This window comes from Mesorhizobium sp. M1078 (assembly GCF_040318615.1).
In the GTDB taxonomy this organism is placed as follows: Bacteria; Pseudomonadota; Alphaproteobacteria; order Rhizobiales; family Rhizobiaceae; genus Mesorhizobium.
This window is the reverse complement of the sequence record NZ_JAMYMP010000033.1, coordinates 20496-38706: the sequence shown is the minus strand read 5'-3', so window position 1 is coordinate 38706 and position 18211 is coordinate 20496. Positions and strand designations below refer to the sequence as shown.

Annotated in this window: 13 protein-coding genes; 7 read left to right on the top strand and 6 right to left on the bottom strand. The window is 57.8% G+C overall.

The features are described 5' to 3' along the window. Positions 1–92: 92 nt before the first annotated feature. The gene (locus NKH38_RS27525) at positions 93–488 is read right to left on the bottom strand and encodes a hypothetical protein (protein ID WP_352764424.1); all 396 of its coding nucleotides are present in this window, start codon (positions 486–488) and stop codon (positions 93–95) included. Between the two features lie 81 nt (positions 489–569). Further along, positions 570–1943, bottom strand: a complete 1374-nt coding sequence (locus NKH38_RS27520; protein WP_352764421.1) for a tyrosine-type recombinase/integrase — start codon at positions 1941–1943, stop codon at positions 570–572. A 377-nt stretch (positions 1944–2320) separates the two neighbouring features. Between NKH38_RS27520 and NKH38_RS27515 the strand changes: the two genes are divergently transcribed. Genes NKH38_RS27515 through NKH38_RS27505 form a run of 3 tightly spaced genes read left to right on the top strand, consistent with a single transcriptional unit; the run spans position 2321 to position 7206 of the window. Continuing rightward, a complete protein-coding gene (locus tag NKH38_RS27515; RefSeq protein WP_352764418.1) occupies positions 2321–2884 on the top strand; it encodes a hypothetical protein in 564 nt (187 codons plus the stop codon). 50 nt (positions 2885–2934) lie between these two features. After that, positions 2935–5907: a TrlF family AAA-like ATPase gene (locus NKH38_RS27510; protein WP_352764497.1), complete on the top strand. Its 2973-nt coding sequence runs from the start codon at positions 2935–2937 to the stop codon at positions 5905–5907. Between the two features lie 33 nt (positions 5908–5940). Continuing rightward, positions 5941–7206, top strand: a complete 1266-nt coding sequence (locus tag NKH38_RS27505; RefSeq protein ID WP_352764415.1) for a YiiX/YebB-like N1pC/P60 family cysteine hydrolase — start codon at positions 5941–5943, stop codon at positions 7204–7206. Between the two features lie 32 nt (positions 7207–7238). Here the strand turns inward: NKH38_RS27505 and NKH38_RS27500 are convergent, their stop codons facing one another. Genes NKH38_RS27500 through NKH38_RS27490 form a run of 3 tightly spaced genes read right to left on the bottom strand, consistent with a single transcriptional unit; the run spans position 7239 to position 11463 of the window. Beyond that, on the bottom strand, positions 7239–7892 hold the full coding sequence (locus NKH38_RS27500; RefSeq protein ID WP_352764412.1) for a hypothetical protein: 654 nt from the start codon (positions 7890–7892) through the stop codon (positions 7239–7241). Beyond that, positions 7892–10990: an HsdM family class I SAM-dependent methyltransferase gene (locus NKH38_RS27495; RefSeq protein ID WP_352764410.1), complete on the bottom strand. Its 3099-nt coding sequence runs from the start codon at positions 10988–10990 to the stop codon at positions 7892–7894. The genes NKH38_RS27500 and NKH38_RS27495 overlap by 1 nt, the downstream gene beginning before the upstream one ends. Beyond that, positions 10987–11463, bottom strand: a complete 477-nt coding sequence (locus NKH38_RS27490; RefSeq protein WP_352764407.1) for a hypothetical protein — start codon at positions 11461–11463, stop codon at positions 10987–10989. The genes NKH38_RS27495 and NKH38_RS27490 overlap by 4 nt, the downstream gene beginning before the upstream one ends. Positions 11464–11778: 315 nt before the next feature. On the opposite strand from NKH38_RS27490, the gene NKH38_RS27485 reads away from it, so the two are divergent. The 4 genes from NKH38_RS27485 to NKH38_RS27470 all read left to right on the top strand — a co-directional run bounded on the left by NKH38_RS27485 (position 11779) and on the right by NKH38_RS27470 (position 17681). After that, the gene (locus NKH38_RS27485) at positions 11779–13845 is read left to right on the top strand and encodes an N-6 DNA methylase (RefSeq protein ID WP_352764405.1); all 2067 of its coding nucleotides are present in this window, start codon (positions 11779–11781) and stop codon (positions 13843–13845) included. Further along, on the top strand, positions 13842–15401 hold the full coding sequence (locus NKH38_RS27480; RefSeq protein ID WP_352764403.1) for a hypothetical protein: 1560 nt from the start codon (positions 13842–13844) through the stop codon (positions 15399–15401). The genes NKH38_RS27485 and NKH38_RS27480 overlap by 4 nt, the downstream gene beginning before the upstream one ends. Positions 15402–15413: 12 nt before the next feature. Then, complete coding sequence (locus NKH38_RS27475; protein WP_352764400.1) at positions 15414–16505, top strand: hypothetical protein; 1092 nt, start codon at positions 15414–15416, stop codon at positions 16503–16505. A 282-nt stretch (positions 16506–16787) separates the two neighbouring features. Continuing rightward, complete coding sequence (locus NKH38_RS27470) at positions 16788–17681, top strand: ArdC family protein (RefSeq protein WP_352764398.1); 894 nt, start codon at positions 16788–16790, stop codon at positions 17679–17681. Between the two features lie 116 nt (positions 17682–17797). Here the strand turns inward: NKH38_RS27470 and NKH38_RS27465 are convergent, their stop codons facing one another. After that, positions 17798–18055: a hypothetical protein gene (locus NKH38_RS27465; RefSeq protein WP_352764395.1), complete on the bottom strand. Its 258-nt coding sequence runs from the start codon at positions 18053–18055 to the stop codon at positions 17798–17800. Positions 18056–18211: the final 156 nt, after the last annotated feature.

Here is an 18211-nt window from a genome sequence, read left to right as displayed (position 1 = left end):
GATCGGGTCGATGCGCAGGGAGCGCACCCAAGATAAAGTCGGCGGAGGGAAGACTGACGATCGATGTTAGCCGGCTGGGATGAAATTGCCTGCTACCGTTTGCGATAGTAGCTATCCCAAGCAAGTCTAATGTCGGCGAATGACCATTCCCGTCGTCGACCGTAACCGGGGCTTGGGCGAGTGGAGCACTCGTTCAGGCGGGTCTCCCTCTGGAACTTCATGAACCATGCCGTCGATTTTGGTTTGCCGCATCCTGTTGCCTGAATCCGGCGGATGAGATCGCTATGAGCCCAATGGTCATGGGGATTGGCAAGGGAGGCGGGGTCGGCCAGGTAGCGGCGGAGTTTTTGCAGGGTTGCATCATCCGGCGCCTGGTGAAGATCCGCGCGGAGCTCTTGGACGGCGAGGGCGGCTCCCTGTCGCGCAGCTTCCGTCAGCATGTCGCGCAGTTGTGTGCTGGTCAGCACCAGCGCCTGCATGGCTTCCATGAACCCTACTTTCCTTGATGGGATTTGCGGTCGAGCTCGCCGCAGGTTCATTGCGTCACAGCGAAAAAATGACGTCAAGCACTATACGCCGAGAAGGTCGCCGAGCTTTTGGGTGACAGGACGCATCGGATCCACAAAGCCAAGATCGTAGATCATCGTCGTTTCCAGGTTTCCCTTATGGTCGACGTAGTGGGAGATGGCCTCATGCGACACGCCTTGACCGGTGAGCATCAGCGAGATCGCGATCCGCTTCAGGTCGTAAAGCTGGAAATACTCGGGGACGCCGGGCAGGGCTTTGAACCTGTCCAGCCCCTTGCGAAAGTTGTCGCGGGGCTGGGTCATGTCCGTATGGGACGGGAACAGCAGCTTGCTGTCAGGCCAGCGCTGGCGCTGGGCGTGCACCATATCGGCAACTCTGGCATGGATCGGCACCGATCGGTAGGCGTACTCATAGAGCGAACGGGAGAGTTTGATCCCCTTGGTGTTGTGTTTGTGCCAGACCAGCGTCTCCAGGTCGAAGTGGCTGAATTCGGCCTTGGTGAGATCGCTGGGGCGGGCCATGGTCAGGAACAGGATGCCCATGAAGTTGCAGAGTTCCTGCATGTGGTCGTTGGCGGTTAGTGCTCGAGCCTTGGCCAAGGCCATGTCGCGCTTGGCGAACCCTTCCAGACTGTCGGTTTCGGGCACGACTTCGAAAGCCGGGTAGAAGATGTGGGCCGCAATCTGCCGGATCTGCTCGGTGGAATAGTCCCGGCGCTGGCGTATAACCTTCTTTGCGCGGATCGGGCTGCAGGGGTTGCGCATGTCCACGAGCTGCATGCGGATGGCCCAGTTGAACAGGGCCGTAACGTGCACAAGGGCGCCGTTGTGGCTGTACGCGGAGGCAAACTGGCGCTGGAATCGTTCGATGTCCAAAGGCTTGATGGAGGAGAATGGCCGGTCGGCGAACATCGACCCGAAATCTTTATAGGGTTTGCGGATGTTCTGACCGCGGCGTGTGGCCGTTTGCGGTCGTTTCCTGAGCCATCCGGCCACGAACATGGCGAAGTTGGTCTGATACCCCGCTGAGAGCGTCTGGATATGGCTTTCCCAATAGCGGTCGATGGCTTCGCGGACGGTCAGGAGATGGGCGCGACGGGTGTCGTTGTCTTCGAAGTCAGGGTTTTCGCCCGCCTCAAGCTGGCGTTGGCGTTGTCCGACGGCCAGGCGCGCAGATGCGACGTTGAACATCACGATCGACCCGAGCGCTTTCCGGTAGCGTTTGCCGTTGAACTGGTAGGCATGGACAAAGGATTTATGCCCCAGTGCAGTGACGCGCAGGCCCAGCCCTGAAACAGACCCGTTGCGGATACGGAGGTCCTGACCAACGGGATGGTCCCAATAGATTTCCTGGTCCTTTTCAGTAGGGCAATCAGCGGTGAGGACGACGGAATCGTCCAAAAATAACTTAGGCATTTCATGTAACTTCCATGTAACGGATTTATAGCAAATGTTACATGGAAAGTGAAGTAATGATGGTGATCATGTCGAAAAAATGACCAAAAAACAAATGATTACATATTTCAATTATACCGTAATATCGGATAGTTGGCCTTCACACTGTAGGGGTCGTAGGTTCAAATCCTATACCGCCCACCATATTTTTCAAATATTTGCATGAAGCCCGCTGCTGCCGATCCCGTTCATGTAACTTTCGTGTAACGGACTTAGGCAACCATTGGAAACGCGCTTGCTCTAGCCGATGCAGGTAAAAAACGGTATTTCCCAAATATACGCTAGAGACGACAGGTAAATGCTACAGTGTTACGATGGAGAGCTTGGAGGCTTGGCTAATGGCAATAGAACCTGAAATTTGGGCGGATGCCCGTCGTCCGAAGGATTTCCCTGGACCACAGGAAACGATTGCCCGCCTTGCGAAGGCCACCCATGCATTTCTTGCCAGCGAAACTGATCTCTTGGAGGTTGGTATCAACGAGCGCAGTTTGACCCACCATTTGGCAGTCCACATCGCCCCGTATTTCGATCACTGGCATACTGACTGCGAATACAACCGGTTAGGTGACAAAGTGAAAAGCCTTCCCCGACCAGAGGAATTCCGCACGTCAATGGATGATACATCGGCCATGACGATCTTTCCTGACATCATCGTCCATCGCAGGCGCACTCTTTACAACTGCGCGGTCTTAGAGGTGAAAAAGGCAGGCAATACGAGAGGGCTAGACCTCGATCGGGAAAAGCTTCGTGGCCTCACAATGGCTGGAGAGTATGACTACACAGTAGGCCTGCATTTGATCCTCGACTGCGCGTCAGCTGTGGTGGCCGATGTTGTGGCCTATCGGGGTGGGGAAGTTGATGACGACCTCACCACGTATGCAAGACGCCTTTTCATACAATAACAGCCGGTGGGGTAAGAGCAGTGCAAGTCGAAGATCAAACGGAGGCGCAGATCAGCCGCGGGTCAGAATGGCATCGATGGGAGCCGCACATTCACACGCCCGGTACCGTTCTCAATAACCAGTTCGGGGCCACCGATCCCTGGAATTTCTATCTGACGACGCTCGAAAGCGTGACACCCAAGATCGAGGCGATAGCGGTCACCGACTACTATGTTACCGACACCTACGAGCAATTTCGGACGCACAAAGCTGCCGGCCGGCTGCCCGATGTGAAGCTACTTTTCCCGAACATTGAACTGCGCCTCGATGTAGCGGCAAAGTCGGGATTCGTGAATATCCACCTGCTTGTCGGCCCTGAAGACCCGAATCATGTCGACGAGGTCAAGCGCATCCTCAAACGCCTCCAATTCAGTGCTTATAACGACAGCTACGACTGCACTCGCGAAGAGCTGATCAAACTCGGAAAGCGCGCCGACCCATCCATTATCGACGAGGTCGCGGCACTTCGGCACGGAGCGACCCAAGTCAAAGTCAATTTCAGCCTACTCCGCAACGTCATCCATGAAAGCGAATGGGCGAAGAACAATATTCTGATTGCTGTCGCTGGTAGCGCTGGTGACGGGACGTCAGGCCTTCGGCAGGCCGCCGATGCTACGATCAGGCAGGAAATCGAGAAGTTTGCCCATATTATCTTCTCGAGCAGCCCGGCCCAGAGAGAGTTTTGGCTTGGCCAGCGTGGCGTAACCGTCGAACAGCTGCGATCACGGTATGACGGCTGCAAGCCATGTCTTCACGGCAGCGATTCCCACGACCAGACAACCGTCGGCCAACCCGTCGAAAACCGATTCTCATGGATCAAAGGTGCCTTGGAGTTCGACTCGCTGCGCCAGGCCTGCATCGATCCAGAGAGCCGCGCCTATGTCGGCGAGCAGCCACCGCCCTCGGCAATGCCATCGCAGGTTATCTCACACGTCAGAGTCGACGATGCAGACTGGGCTATTTCGCCGTCAATACCCCTCAATCCCGGCCTTGTCGCCATTATAGGCGCGCGTGGTTCGGGCAAGACAGCCCTTGCAGACGTCATTGCGGCAGGTTGTGATGCAATCCCGCCTTCCGGCTGGGCTGCAGATGAGAATATCAGCCCGTCTTTCCTTGCACGAGCCCGCAAGCTCATCGGCAATGCGACGACGACACTGACTTGGGGCGGCGGCTCGGACGTCACCCGTTGCCTCGATGGCCGCGATGCTGCCGGGCATATGTCGTTTCCCCGAGCTCGCTATCTGTCCCAGCAGTTTGTTGAAGAGCTCTGCTCGGCAAAGGGTGTTTCCGATGGTCTCGTGGACGAGATCGAACGTGTGATCTTCGAATCACACTCAGAGGAGGCTCGTGACTGGGCGTCCAACTTTGCTGAATTGCGCGAACAGGAGACCGCACGATTCCAGCAGGCGCGCGAGCGCGAAGCCAACGCGATCTCCGATGTTTCCGAGCGCATTGCCACCGAGTTCGAGAAAGAGAGTCTCATCGCCACACTCACGACCCAAGCTGCGCAAAAGCGAAAAATGATCGCGGACTATACCGCCGATCGTGCCAAACTCGTTGTCAAAGGTACCGAAGCGCAGGTGGCGCGCCACACCCAACTCAGCGGTGCGGCCCAGAGCCTACGAAACAGGATACAGGCTTATGGAAACCAGCGCCGGACTTTCGTCGCGCTGCAGGACGAGGCCCGGAGCATGCGCGCTACCGGCGCCCCCGAAATGCTCCGTCAGGCCCAGACGCGACACACCAATAGTGGTCTGGATGCTAAGCAGTGGGACGACTTCCTGCTGATTTATAAGGGCGACGTCGATAAAAGCCTCGCCGGTTACATTATTTGGGCGGACGACGAAGTTCGGAAGCTCAATGGCGTCCCGCCTATGCCGGGTGATCCGAACGTCGCGCTGATTGCCGAGAATGCCGATCTATCGGCAGTGCCGCTGGCGCCGATAGTTGCTGAGATGACGCGCCTTGGCGCACTGTTCAGCGCGGACAAGCTGGTACGGGACCAATACACCGCACTCACCAGCCGTATTTCACAGGAGAATTCCGCGCTTCAGACCCTCGAAACCCGGCTTGCGGACGCTCAAGGAGCGGCGGCTCGCCGAAAGGAACTTCAAACCGAGCGAGATAGAACATACGGTCGAGTCTTCGAGGCAATCATCGACAAACAGAACGCGCTGGCCAGCCTCTACGCGCCGCTCATGGTGCGGCTTGCAGCCTCATCAGGCACTCTCAAAAAGCTCAGCTTTTCAGTCCGAAGGATCGCTGATGTCGAAGCATGGGGCTCGTTCGCGGAGGAAGAGCTGCTCGACCGGCGCAAGGCTGGTCCATTCTATGGCCGCCGGTCCCTCATTACCGTCGCGATTGAGGCCCTCAAACAAGTGTGGGAGACCGGCTCGGCGGCGGAGGTTCAGGCTGCGATGACAGCCTTTATTGGAAAATATGCCGGTGACCTCCTCTCGCACGCGCCTTACGCGCCCGCGCAACAAGCCGAATTCCGCGCTTGGTCGAAGCAGTTCGCACACTGGCTTTTCGGCACCGACCATATCACCGTTCGCTACGAGATTTCCTATGACGGCGTTGACATCCGGAAGCTGTCGCCTGGCACGCGAGGCATCGTGCTTTTGCTGCTCTATTTGGCACTGGATGATTCAGACGACCGTCCGCTGATCATCGATCAGCCCGAGGAAAACCTCGATCCAAAGTCTGTGTTCGACGAGCTGGTGGCCCTATTCGTCTCGGCCAAGTCCAAGCGCCAGGTCATCATAGTCACGCACAACGCAAATCTCGTGATCAACACCGACGCCGATCAGATCATTGTAGCCGAAGCCGGCCCCCATCCGTCGGGTGGTCTACCGCCGATTACCTATGTGGCGGGCGGGTTGGAAAACGCGGAAATCCGGAAAGCCGTGTGCGACATCCTAGAGGGCGGCGAGGCCGCTTTCCGCGAGCGCGCGCGACGCCTGCGCGTTCGTCTGGATCGTTAAGATGCCTCCGCAGCTGGTGCATTTGGGGGCGATATGAAGCGCATCAAAATCGATAGTGTTGAGCCCGGGGACATTCTGTTCACGGCTCGACCAGGCACTAGCAAAGTGATCCGCATAGCGACACACGGCATTGTCTCCCACGCCATGATTTGCGTACAGCATGGCTCTTTCATCGACTCAACGATGGATGGCGTCCAAGCGCGGAATCTGCAGCGCGAGCTGTTCGAGGACGACGAAAAGGTGTTTCACTTCCGCCTGAAGGAGCCAGTTGCTCCTGAAATCCTGTCGAATGTTATCGACTATGCCCGCGCCGAAATCGGTGCGCGCTATTCGTTGCCAGAGGCCATCCGGTCAGTAGCTGGAGTCCGTAAACCGAGATCGAAACGCCAGTTCTGTTCCCGTCTGGTTGCCCGGGTCTACAAGCAAGCCGGCATCGATCTTGTCCCGGACGCTGACTATTGCTCACCAGAAGATTTGCGGCGCAGCGCCCTGCTGATGGAGATACCAGTTGAGATCGAAACGGTATCTCCAGAGGAGGTAAAATGGCGGGCGGGCAGCAGCAATCCGATCCAGGCTACGCATCAAGCGCAGAATGCCGTGCTCGATGCAGCGCGTTCAGTTGATCCAGATGTGGAGAGCTTCAACGATCTCTATTCCCTGCTCGTCAACCGGCCTGACGCAGATCCAGTAATAGCAGCTGCACTTCGCGACAGCGGTTATCTTGATCTGTGGCGGACGGAGATAGATTTTCATCCGTGGCGCTACGTGCCGGGCCTCATCGACCAGATGACCGAGTCGTCCGAAGCGCTGCGGGACTACTGCATCGGAACAGTCAGAGAAGCCTATAGCGGCGGCGTCAGGTTCGCGGTCAATCTCATACAATTGCGGGCTCTTTACGCCGCCCATCCGCTCGAATCCCTCCGCCTGCAGGTGGAGCTCTATGAAATCCTCGTTCAGAACGACCAGCGGCGCCGGGAAGTCGCCTATACATGGCTGTCCAAACACTATCCAGATGACCTGAAACGGCACATGGAACAGATCGACCCTCATAGTACCCATTGGTACTCGATTGTTGACCGCGTCGAACCGCACCTGGCAGCGCTGTCCCGTCACGCCGTAGAGGCGGAGGGCGGGACAAACGTCTGCTCATCATGTGGAGACGAGCCAGCCTTGGACTATCGATTGGTCAACGGTGCCCAGACGATGCCAGGAGTGCCATCCCTGCGCCTCTGCGAGGACTGCATCGAAATCCGGCGAGGCATGGGCAACGTGCTGGTCCCATTTCTGGTCGCACAATGAAAGTGGATGCTGCGATGAATTGGCTCGGTTCGTTAGCCAATTGGCGCAGACAATGATGGGTAAGAAAATAGCGCGTGTCGAAGCTCAATTTCTGAACCAGCTGAACGGGTGTGCCGTGTTCGGAAGCGTTCGATGGTTTCGATGGCGGCAAGTGGCGTTGGTCCGTCGATGAGACCAAGAGGAGGATGGCTTCCTATCACGCTGGCGAGCCGCGCCCTGGCAAAAGGCATGTCCCCGTCCAGCACATAGCCCAGCATGCAGCCGACAGGCAAATGCTCCGCATACTGTTCAGTGAGAAAACGCATCATCCCTTGGGTGACGTACACGGTGGCCAAGGAGCTGCGGCTTCCGTCGTTGATCACGTTGAGCCGCTTGCACTCATAGGCCAGATATCGCTCCCGCTCCCAGTCGAAAAGGACGGCGATGTCGATGATGCCCTTGCTGTATTTCGACCCGTCCGTAGCGAGGCCAAACGGCTCGAACTGATACTCGACCCAATGGCACAGCCTACGTACGACGACATCCTTGGTGAGATGATCGACAAGGTTGATGGTGATGTCATCTTCTCCCGGCTGTTCGGGGAGTACTGCCAGGCACACCGGCCACGCCGCTGCGATCCTCTCTAGAAACCGGTCGTCAAACGATACGAAGCTGTCGACCCACTCCTGCGCATCCCCGACTAACATCAATCGGCACTCCGCCGCTGCGATACGGCTGCGGCTTGCTGGAGATCGAGCGCTATCCCATCCGCATCGGCCAGCGCTGTGGAACGTAGCCAAAAGCGCATCTGCATCGGCTTGATGAGGTAAAGGTAGCCACTGACGAAAACACGCAGGTCCGGCATCAACTGGAAATTGCCATCGAGAGGCCTCTTGATGTGAGCAGCGAGTTGCTCAAGAACCTCGCTTAGCTCGCCGCCGGCATCCTCGGCATAGTCTTCATGGCCGCCCAGATGCAGGCGCAGTATCGCTAGGTCCGATGCGCGCGCGACGAGGCGAGCATCAATTTTCTTGTCTTTGAACCAGTCTGCGAGGCTGCCCGCCAACGTGCGCGCGTATTGTGCCCGTTGCGGTTCGTCCGGTGCACACCACAGTTTCGGGATGTGGCCTTCATGGGGCTGAAGCGCGGGCAGGATCGCTTCGACGGTGTCGTCGATCAGCGCGATTTCGTCGGGCGACAGGCAAAAATATTGGTATGCTAACCGATCGATTGTCCGCAGGATCTCGCCTTCGTCGACCTGGATCGAAAGCGGCTCGTTTGACCGTCCGCGTGCGGCGTCCACAATCGCAATCAGCCCAAGAGCTGCCTGCGCGGCTGCACCTTGATCAGGAACATCGGCGGGTGATGGAAACGGCAATCGTAACAAGTCGGCTTGCTTGACCTCCGGGCGATCCGAACCGAACGAAGCGGTTCCGTGAAAGGCGTACCAGACCGCGATGCGACTATTGAGAATCGCCGTGAGGATCTTCGCTCGATCGCTTTCGCCATCCGGCACCACGATCGCCTGCAAGATATCCTGAAAGGTGAGCGCTTCATCGCAGTAGGCGGCCCGCAGGCGATTTTGCGACGTCTCCACGCCCCGCGGGACAAGGATCCGTATACCGTTGAATCCGGCTTCGAATCCACGACGGCGAACTGTCGACGAGGTGGACGGTTGCAAGCTTTCCGCAGCCTGAGCCAAGCGTGAATAGGCTGTGATCGGCAGGTCCGGCAATCGACCGACGTACTCGCTGGCGAGCGGAGGCGCGTCGCCTTCGCTATCCTCATTGAAAGGCTGATAACCTTGCCCGATCACCCATCGTCCGGCGGGCTCTTCGCGGCGACGGCTCAGGCTGCCGAAATCGCTGACAAAGGCACCTAACTTGGGGAGCCTCGCAAGGTAGCCGAAGAGCTTGGCGTCTGGCTCCCGCATCCAAAGCCGCTGCTTAAATATGAGTGGGTTATCCAGAACCGCGCCAACCCCTAGCACGGCCTTGTCGGCGCTGCTCAAAGTAATGACACGTTTGATGCGGAGATTAAGATCGGCCTTTGGCGCCCAATAATCGAAATGATATGGGAAGTTAACTGTCGTCGCGCTGCCGTAGATGATCAGAGTGGTGGGGCGATGAGCTTTCTCGAAAAGCTGAAATCGAAGGTCCGCGAAGTTGATAATGCGGCGGACCTGAGATTTCCGGAAGAACGTGTCACGTGCTTCCACCGTATTTTGGGCGTGGTTGTGCAAGAATCCCATCGCCGGCAACAGAAACGCAATCACGCCGCCATCGGCGAGATGTGAGAGGGCTTTCCAACTGAATGCCCAGGCGTCCTCGCCACCGGGCATGGGATGCCCCGTCTTCTTGCTCCATTGCACGGATGAACGCGCCGGTCCACGACGGCTGGTCCATGGCGGATTGCCGATGATGACCTCGTATCGAGCGCTGTCCGGCGACACCTCGAAAAAGTCGCGGCAGACAAGCGTCTTGCCCCAAAGTTCCGGGAGGAGTTTTCCTCGGGTGATGAGCTTGAGGATGTCGCGCGGCGACACCTCTTCCAGCAGAGCGACGTAGAGCGAAAATACGGCAACGCGAACCGCACCGCCATTGAGATCCCAGCCATGAATTTGGCTCAGCAGAGATAACAGCGTCTTCCAGGAAATCGTCTGCGTCTTGTGCTTGGCGCGCCAATGCTCACAAAGCCGCTGAAACGATCGAACCAGGAAAACGCCTGAACCGCAGGCGGGATCGAGAAAGTTTCCAGTCGTGCGTGTCGCCTCCGGCAACATCTCCCAGACTTGGGAAACGACGGTGTCTGCAAGGAACATGGGCGTGTAGTAGGCGCCGTTGGCACGGCGTTCGGCCTCGCGCTCCCCCAGAAAGCGATCATAGACGGCGCTGACAAGTTCGATCGGGATATAGCGAAAGTCATAACCCCAGAACCGCTGCTGGCCCGAATGCGCCATCTCTTCCCGCCCCGATCGAAAGCGGGCCAGGATGGCAAGATGGGTAGCCGTGACTTCTGGCGCCTCGCCTTTCGGCTCGAACGAGCAGGGCGCAACGAACAGGTCACCATTGAAATCTTTATGGAGAGTTAGGAAGAGCGATCGAAAGAAATCGACGTCGCCGGTTTCCAGCAGCGCGGAGAAACTCTCAGCGCTCTTCTCGGTAACGGCGGCAAAATAGGCAGGCGTTACGATCTCACGATCTTCAAGATAGGCGATAAACATTGCCTGTATCAGCAACGCTTGCGCCGCATCGGGGGAAAGTTCGGCAGATTGCAGGAGTTCGTGGGACGCATTCAAATTATCGAGAAGAACTTGATCGATACGCTCCTTCAGCGGGAAGTAATCGCCGTAGTCTTTCCAAAGGCGCCCGGATTCCGCCCCATAGATGAGATTTTGAAACCTTAGGGCTTCGGCCGTCAGGCTGAGGCTATCAATGAGGCAGCGGGTCTCGAATGCATCACCAGGATCGGTGAACGGAGTACGCGCGAGCGAAAAGGCTCTAAGAGTGTCATCAGCGATAACCAGCAATAGGCTTGCCAAGCCTTGGTTCCAGAGCGCGCCGTGAAGATCGATAATTTTGGCACGATCGTAAACATCGGCTTCGAGAATGGCGACCGTGGGAACTCCTTGGACACAGAAGATCGCTGAAACGCCCATTTCATTGAGTGCGGCGCGGATCGCTGGTGCATGCGGCACGTCGCTAACGGCGTCGGCTGACTCGTAAAGTTCGGGCGAATGCCGATGAGTAAGTCCCAACCGGTCTTTCCACTCCGGCGCCAATGCGGAGGCTAGGACCGTGGTCATGCTCGTTTTCCGCGCTGCTCAGGCTGCGTGGTTACAGAAGTCGGGGGAAATTGTAGGTAGCCTTGCACTTCATCGGTTTCGGTGGCTATCAGCGCGGAGCGAAGCCGAGCTATGATCCGCCCACAAGGAACGTGAATACTCGAGGCGTCCAGCGACGGGCGATGCGGCGCGTTCACGTCCACAAGGCGAAGGTTGTCGACCTCGATCAGAGCAATGCAGTTTTCAAGCGACAGCCATGACCTTCCCCGACACTCCATAAAGAGTTGATCGAAACGCTCCCCGACAGTTCCAACACGGACACCAAAATCCTTGACGAGTTCGGCGACAATTGCCATCGCAACAACGTCCCCAGGTGTGAAGCTAGGTGCATGCCCCTTATGGGTTGCCAGCGCAGGAATGGCATCGCGCCACGTGCGAAACGCATCTACCGAAATGGACAGCAGCTCGCGGATCTGACTTTGAGTGTAACGCATTCGCTCATGCTAGTATGGAAAACGGCCCAGATCAACGCGGGATGAACCCCCGATGCGTTCCCTGTGTGTTCTTCTGCCATTTTTTTTGGCGAAGCTGCTTCGGTTGACCGCGCACGGCGTCTTCATATCCGGCTTGTTGAGAACCATTCTGATGACCGCGCCACACGGGGGGCTACGCATTGGAGCGCTCATAGTGTAGGCGTTCGGGTAGCCGCTAGTCCGCAAAGCGTTTAATATCAGGTGATTGACTTGGGCAGAGCTGAACGCGGTGTGTGTGACGCTTAAATCGTTTATTATCAAGGGATTAAATCTAGAATGCCAATTGCCACCATGAATGAGCTTACTTTTGCCGGGTGGTTGGCAGAGTTCACGGCAGTGAGGACCGCAGCGAGAGATGCGGCGGGAGAAATCACGCTCGTCGCCGCAGCCGCAATCGAGGAACGTCAGGTTGATGAAAAAGGGACTGTCCGGCGCTGCGATATCAGGTTCAACAGCCCCCGAGGTCGGAAACTCGCAAGCGGAGAGCTCAAGCGACCGGAAGTTCCCGAGGGCCGGGACGTTCGTAGCGAGGCACTCCGGGCTGACGCGCGGCGAAAAGCGCTAGCCCGTGGGCTGCCCTATTACTTCACTTGCAATATTGCTCAGGTCGCACTGTACGAGGTCGCTGCTACACCTAGCGAGGAAGACCAAGAAGTCGATTTCGTTGAGCTCGCCCCGATAAAGAATTCTTCCGAGGCTCCGGCTTACCGGGAAAAAATCCGGGAGGAATGGACACGCTTTCTGGACCGCCTGGAGAACAGGTTGGCGGCCGTCGAGCGAAGGAGGCCGTCGGTCACTTCGGGTGACGTGGTGGCATTGAGGGATGGCATTTTCGCAATATCGTCGGAAGCTGCCCAGAGGGTCATGCGGCGTCTAGCGGCGGATCCAGCCTTGATCGAGGAAGTGCGAACCGAGGCAACTGCTTCCTTTAACTTCCCCGCCACCCTCAACCCGGCCCTGTCTGCACGCTTCATGGAAGAAGTGGTTCAAATTTTGAGATTTGGCGCTTTTGTGGTCGCGCAGAAGCTAGTTCTCTACCGTGTGCTCGAAGACTCCGGCCCCCGGCGAACGGAACCCTTCACACTCGACGCACTGACGCTGTCCGCGAACTCTACTGACCCACAGGCCATCCGAGCCCAGCTCGACAGTGCGTTTTCGCTAGCGATCAGGCGGTCGGGCGACTTCGAGACCGCATTCCTGCCTGAGCCATTTGTCGACCTGCTGTTTACCGACCCGGAGGGCCTGGTTGAAGCCAGAGAGTGTTGGGTCGGCAAGGCATGGAGCGAGCTGCTTGATGCAGTCTCCGGCGCCTCTTGGCTGAGTATTTCCCAGAACATTGTGGGCCTTTTGTACGAGGTAATCGTCGAAGAGCGGTTCCGCCATCAACTGGGCCAATTCTATACGCCCGAGGACGTCGTAGACATTCTGACCACTTTCGGTGTCAGAGGTCCTGGTGATCTTGTGCTGGACCCGGCTACCGGCGGGGGAAGTTTCCTCCGTTCGGCCTACGCAAGGAAGCGAGCTCTTGGCGCTTCGCACGAACGAACTCTCTCAGACATCTGGGGCAGTGAAATCACAGCATTCGCAGCGGAATTAAGCACGGTCACCCTGGCAACCAGCGACACCCACGAAGCTGCCGCTTACCCGCGCGTGCTACTCAAGGACTTCTTCGAGCTACGCCCAGGACTGAAGACCCATCTCGAAATCCCTGGCATTTTGGGCCGACTCTCGATCCCCGATGCCTTTGATGCCGTGGTAGGAAACCCACCGTATATCTCTTACAGGCATCTCACCAATCTCGACACCATCGTCAATGCTTTGGCAAAAGACGCCACGCTGCTCCTTCCTAAATTTAGCGGGAAAAGCGATGCCTACCTTTGGTTCATCGTCCACGCCACCAGCTTTCTTCGGCAAGGCGGCCGGCTGGCCTTCGTGGTCTCATCGGGGATGCTGTTTTCCGACTACGGCATTCCGCTGATCAGGTTTCTGGGGCGCCACTATCGGATAAGGGGCGTGGTGGATTCCATCGTTGAACGATGGTTTCCAGAAGCCGACACAAATACCATCCTTCTTCTCCTTGAACGCGAAAACGACGCCGCGACGCGCGAAGCCAACGAAATACGTTTCGTTCGTCTGCGTCGCCCCTTGGCGCAGATCATGCCGAGTCCAGGCGCGGCAGATCGCCGTGACGCGATTGAGAGTTTCCTTGATGACATGTTGGATGGACCCGTTGATGTGCTCGACCCGCGAATGCAAATCAACCGGGTTGCTCAGGGCGTGGACGGGGGTCTGACACTCACGGAGGCGGATGAAGGCCCGGACCTATTGGAGGAGGACGAATGAGCACTGCAACTATCCTAGAGCGGCTTGTTGACAAGGCCTCCTACGCCCCGGGCGCCGTCAGCGTGCGGTGGGGACAATTGCTTCGGTCGAATCCGACCTTGAAGGATGAGCTTGCAGCTCTGGCGGCTGGTCAACAACTGAGTTCGCTCGGCGAAATGGGCAAGTTGCACAGCGGCGTGGTCCCTAGGGCGAACGCCTACTTTATCGTTCGAGAGCTTCCATTCGACCAGGTTCCGGCCCGACTTCACCTGACCCGGTCGGATATGAAACGGGTAGCCGCAGTGGTCGATGGCATGGACTTCGTCTGTAAGATCGAGCGCGAGTTCCTTAAGCCTATTCTTAAAGGCCCAGATAGCCTGGAAAGCGCGTTTTCACTGCGGCGCTCGCAGATGCGCCTTTTCGATGTCAAAGATTCGAAAGAAGCGCTCGACGCGAAGTCGGCAACCGGCGCGTTGGCGTACCTGAAGCGCGGTGAAACCGTGGCCTATAACAACTCTAACGACCCGCTCAAAGGAGGCATCCCGGCGAAGCGGAGCCAGGTCAAAAACAGAAAACCATATTGGTACTCGCTCCAATCGGACGCCGCGCCTGCTGCCACGCGGATTGTTCTTCCCGAACACCATGACCGGCGTTACGTTTTCACTATGGTTGATGCGGCTGACACCAGCGTGATTATCGACACTTTGTATTCTTTCGCTCCAACTGATGACCAAGACGCGGCGTTCATACATGCCGGCCTGAATAGCTTGCTCGGATGGTACCAAGTCGAACTGAGAGGACGCTCGCAGCACGGCGATGGCGTTCTCAAGGTCAAGATACCCGATTACCGAGGTATCCTGCTGGCGAACCCTTCGACGGTTAGCGCTCAAAGGAAGGCCGAGGCCTTAAAAGCTTTCGCCGAGCTAGCCGGATGCGGTTCAGGGCCAAGCCTTGAGGAACTCGGCACAGCCGAGAGGCTTGCATTCGATACCGCTTATCTGCGCGCTTGCGGATTTTCCGATCCGGCCAACGCTGTTTTGCTCTTGGAGCAGGAACTTCGTGCCCTTGCGGGCGAACGGGTTGAACGCAAGCTCTCTGTCGCGGATGCCAAAATCAGTCGCCGCAAGGCAACCAACGTCGCCGCTAGCGTCGAAGCCTATGCATCTCGCATAGTTGGCGCAATGCCCGCTTATCCGGATCCGCGCACCTTTAGAAATGCCGGGGAGGCGACTTCTAAGATCTCTATAATCGCGCCTGTAGACGGGCCCTTGCTGATCGGGACTGGGCTGTTTGACCTTGGGGAAGTTTCCGTAGGAGGCACGCTTGTGGCGAGGACCGGAAGCCTTGAGGCGGCCAGCTTGGTGAGGGCCATACTTTTGTTGGAACCCACCGCGAAAGAGATTGAACTTCCTGTCGGACAACGACTGCAGCGCTTAACGGCAGAATGGCAGAGCGCCGTGCAGCGTTGGGATGGCGAGTTCAAGCGAGCGGCAGAGCGTTTCCTTACTGGAGTCTCTGACCGGCGCACCCGAGATGCAGTTGTGAATATCGCCCTAGAGACCTTGCGAGCCAAATAAGGTCGCCCACCAATGGCCGGTACAAAGAGTACGCGCAGACGCAATCTATCGGACCCGCTGACCGAAGATATCTGGCCTCCCATGCCTGTGGGGCGCCTGGCCTGTTACACGAAGCTTTGGCAGCTCGAATTGTGGTTGCGGGAAATCGTCTACGTAGAGCTAAGCGCGCGGTATGGAACAGCCTGGGCGGACCAGATTGATGTTCAATCAACTAAGCGCTCGCAGAGGCCTCCCAAAAAACGTCCGCAATTAGCCGGGACTCGTTCGATACAAGCCGATAGCCGACTAACGCATATGCCGACGCGCGAGCGCAGCCCGCTGAGCTATATCGCCTTCGACGCGCTCCTGAAGATTATCAGCAGACATCGACGGCTGTTCGCACCTTACCTACCGGTCAAATCTGTATGGGACGCCCGTCTCGAAGAAATCCGTCAAATTCGCAATCGGGTAGCTCATTTTCGAAATGGACACCCGGCGGATCTCCAGCGGGTGACCCAGATGCTTGACGATATCGACAAAGGCGTCTGGAGATTTGTTACAACCTACAATGAGACCCACCCGATTTATCCGGCCAAGCGAGACCCGGTAGCTAGGCAGTTCACCACACTTGACCCATTTCCTTGGTCCGCCGCAGGCGACGGAATCGCTCGGTTTGGCATCGCCCCTCCCGACATGCGTTTTGGCGTGACAATAGAGGCCTTGCGTCGGCCGTGGCTGCTTGCCAAGCCGACAGGGCAGATTGCGGGCAGGTACGGCTATCTCTACGATGTGCATATTACCGCACGGCAGGGGCGTGGGCTCGACTATCTCCGCTTTCTTCAAGCCACAAAGCGTTACCATCCCCTCTGCTGCCACATCGTTCTCGACCGGATGGGTAATGGTGTGCGTCTTACGATGCCGGCGGTCAACGGAGCCGCGCAAATAGTAGACGGCATCGATAAATTCCTCACCGCGACCCAGCACGCACTTCTGCCTTCCCCTAATGCCCAAGACGTCCAGTTGATCGTCGACGACTGGCCCGAATACGTATTGGCCTCTGACAATCCGATGGCGTTTCTTAGCCCAGCCATGCCATCCCGCATGACACGTGGTTCAGAAGGCTAATCCGACCAGCCTCTGGCAGCAATTTTTTGGCCGCCAGGTTGGCCGTGACGGCACCCCAATCCTCGCATCGAAGGCAGACGGCCTCGGCATGATCCGGTGACGCGTGCATGGGTGCGGCCCTTTCTGGACCGTGCGGCAATGGGGAGCAGGCTGCTACAGGCCGCGCCGCAGGCAAGGGCAAGCCCTCCTTCTCTTCGTTCCGGCCCTTCGGGTGCATGCGCCGCCTTGGCCCTCCGCCGCTGGAGGCTCCCGCCGCAACGGCGGTCCAGAAAGGAGCCAACCATGCCAACGAAGCGCGACACCTATCAGATCATTACCGACACCATTCTCGAAGCCCTCGAAACCTGCGGGCCTTGCGAACGACCTTGGGTCGGCCCGTCGCTGACCATGCCGGTCAACGCCGTGTCTGGCCACGAATATCGCGGCACCAACGTGGTCATGCTGTGGCTCGCCGCCCGAGAGGCCGGCTACCCGGCAAATGCCTGGGCGACCTTCAAGCAATGGTCGGAGAGGGGCGCGACCGTCCGCAAGGGCGAGAAAGGCACGCCGATCATCTGGTTCCAGATGCTCGAACGCAAGGACGCCGATGACGCCGACACCGACGAGGATGGCCGCCGCATTCCCTGCGCCCGCCTCAGCTGGGTGTTCAACGCCGGGCAGGTCGATGGCTACCAGCCCGAGCAAGCCCGCATGTCGGAAGACAACCAAGTGTCCCCGATTGCGCAGGCCGATGCCTTGGTCGCTGCAAGCCGAGCCAAGATCACCCATGAGGGCGCACAGGCTTTCTATAGGCCCGGCACCGACGAAATCGTCCTGCCGCCCCAGCATCTGTTCACCGGCACGTCGACCAGCAGCGCCACTGAGGCCTACTATGGAGTCATGCTCCACGAACTGACCCACTGGACGGCGCCGCGCCTCCAGCGCGAATTTGGTATGCGCTTCGGCGATAACGCCTACGCGGCCGAAGAACTGGTTGCCGAGCTGGGAGCCGCTTTCCTTGGCGCAAAGCTGGGCATCGAGGCGGAGCCACGCGCTGACCACGCCAAGTACCTGGCCAGCTGGATCAAGCTCCTGAAGGGCGACCGCAGGGCGTTTATCACCGCCGCCAGCAAGGCCTCTGAAGCCAGCGATTACCTGCTGGCCTTCAGAGCCCGGGAGGTGGAGGACGCGGCCTGATGGTCGCCTTTCTCCAACCTACGCCCGTCACTGCTCCGAGAGATGGCTCGACCGATTTGACCTGAGCCGCCCACAATAAAGGCGTGGCGTGTCATGGGCGGCGCGTTCATCGCGTGCTACCGAGCCTTGCCGATCGGCCTACGTTTTGGAGGGCCGACGTTGCTCCCGCGCTCCCACATCCCTCCGCCCACGGCAGCTGAAATTAAGCGCGGATGCTCGTTAAGAAGCCGGGCAATGCGCGCCTTATCATCCAGGGCAATGCCTGCATGTTCATCCAGCCAGCGCACGACATCAGCCACCTCGAACGTCGATTGCACGGTGAGGATCGCCGCCTGCGCCTCGTCAACCAATTTGCGTAGTTCGTCGTCGTCCATTTTGCTCCGTCCTATCTATGATAAAGGACATTATCACAGATGCCGGTGCCGCAATCCGTTGAAAAGACAGGATTGCCTTACACAAATCCTTGCACATCAATTCATAACCGGCTATAAGTGTTGTATTAACAACGAGATGCGCAAAGGCTAGTCGGT

Excerpts from the sequence above, each read along its gene's own strand:
- NKH38_RS27525 (WP_352764424.1), bottom strand. The coding sequence starts at position 488 with ATGGAAGCCATGCAGGCGCTGGTGCTGACCAGCACACAACTGCGCGAC.
- NKH38_RS27520 (WP_352764421.1), bottom strand. The coding sequence starts at position 1,943 with ATGCCTAAGTTATTTTTGGACGATTCCGTCGTCCTCACCGCTGATTGC.
- NKH38_RS27515 (WP_352764418.1), top strand. The coding sequence starts at position 2,321 with ATGGCAATAGAACCTGAAATTTGGGCGGATGCCCGTCGTCCGAAGGAT.
- NKH38_RS27505 (WP_352764415.1), top strand. The coding sequence starts at position 5,941 with ATGAAGCGCATCAAAATCGATAGTGTTGAGCCCGGGGACATTCTGTTC.
- NKH38_RS27500 (WP_352764412.1), bottom strand. The coding sequence starts at position 7,892 with ATGTTAGTCGGGGATGCGCAGGAGTGGGTCGACAGCTTCGTATCGTTT.
- NKH38_RS27495 (WP_352764410.1), bottom strand. The coding sequence starts at position 10,990 with ATGACCACGGTCCTAGCCTCCGCATTGGCGCCGGAGTGGAAAGACCGG.
- NKH38_RS27490 (WP_352764407.1), bottom strand. The coding sequence starts at position 11,463 with ATGCGTTACACTCAAAGTCAGATCCGCGAGCTGCTGTCCATTTCGGTA.
- NKH38_RS27485 (WP_352764405.1), top strand. The coding sequence starts at position 11,779 with ATGCCAATTGCCACCATGAATGAGCTTACTTTTGCCGGGTGGTTGGCA.
- NKH38_RS27480 (WP_352764403.1), top strand. The coding sequence starts at position 13,842 with ATGAGCACTGCAACTATCCTAGAGCGGCTTGTTGACAAGGCCTCCTAC.
- NKH38_RS27475 (WP_352764400.1), top strand. The coding sequence starts at position 15,414 with ATGGCCGGTACAAAGAGTACGCGCAGACGCAATCTATCGGACCCGCTG.
- NKH38_RS27470 (WP_352764398.1), top strand. The coding sequence starts at position 16,788 with ATGCCAACGAAGCGCGACACCTATCAGATCATTACCGACACCATTCTC.
- NKH38_RS27465 (WP_352764395.1), bottom strand. The coding sequence starts at position 18,055 with ATGGACGACGACGAACTACGCAAATTGGTTGACGAGGCGCAGGCGGCG.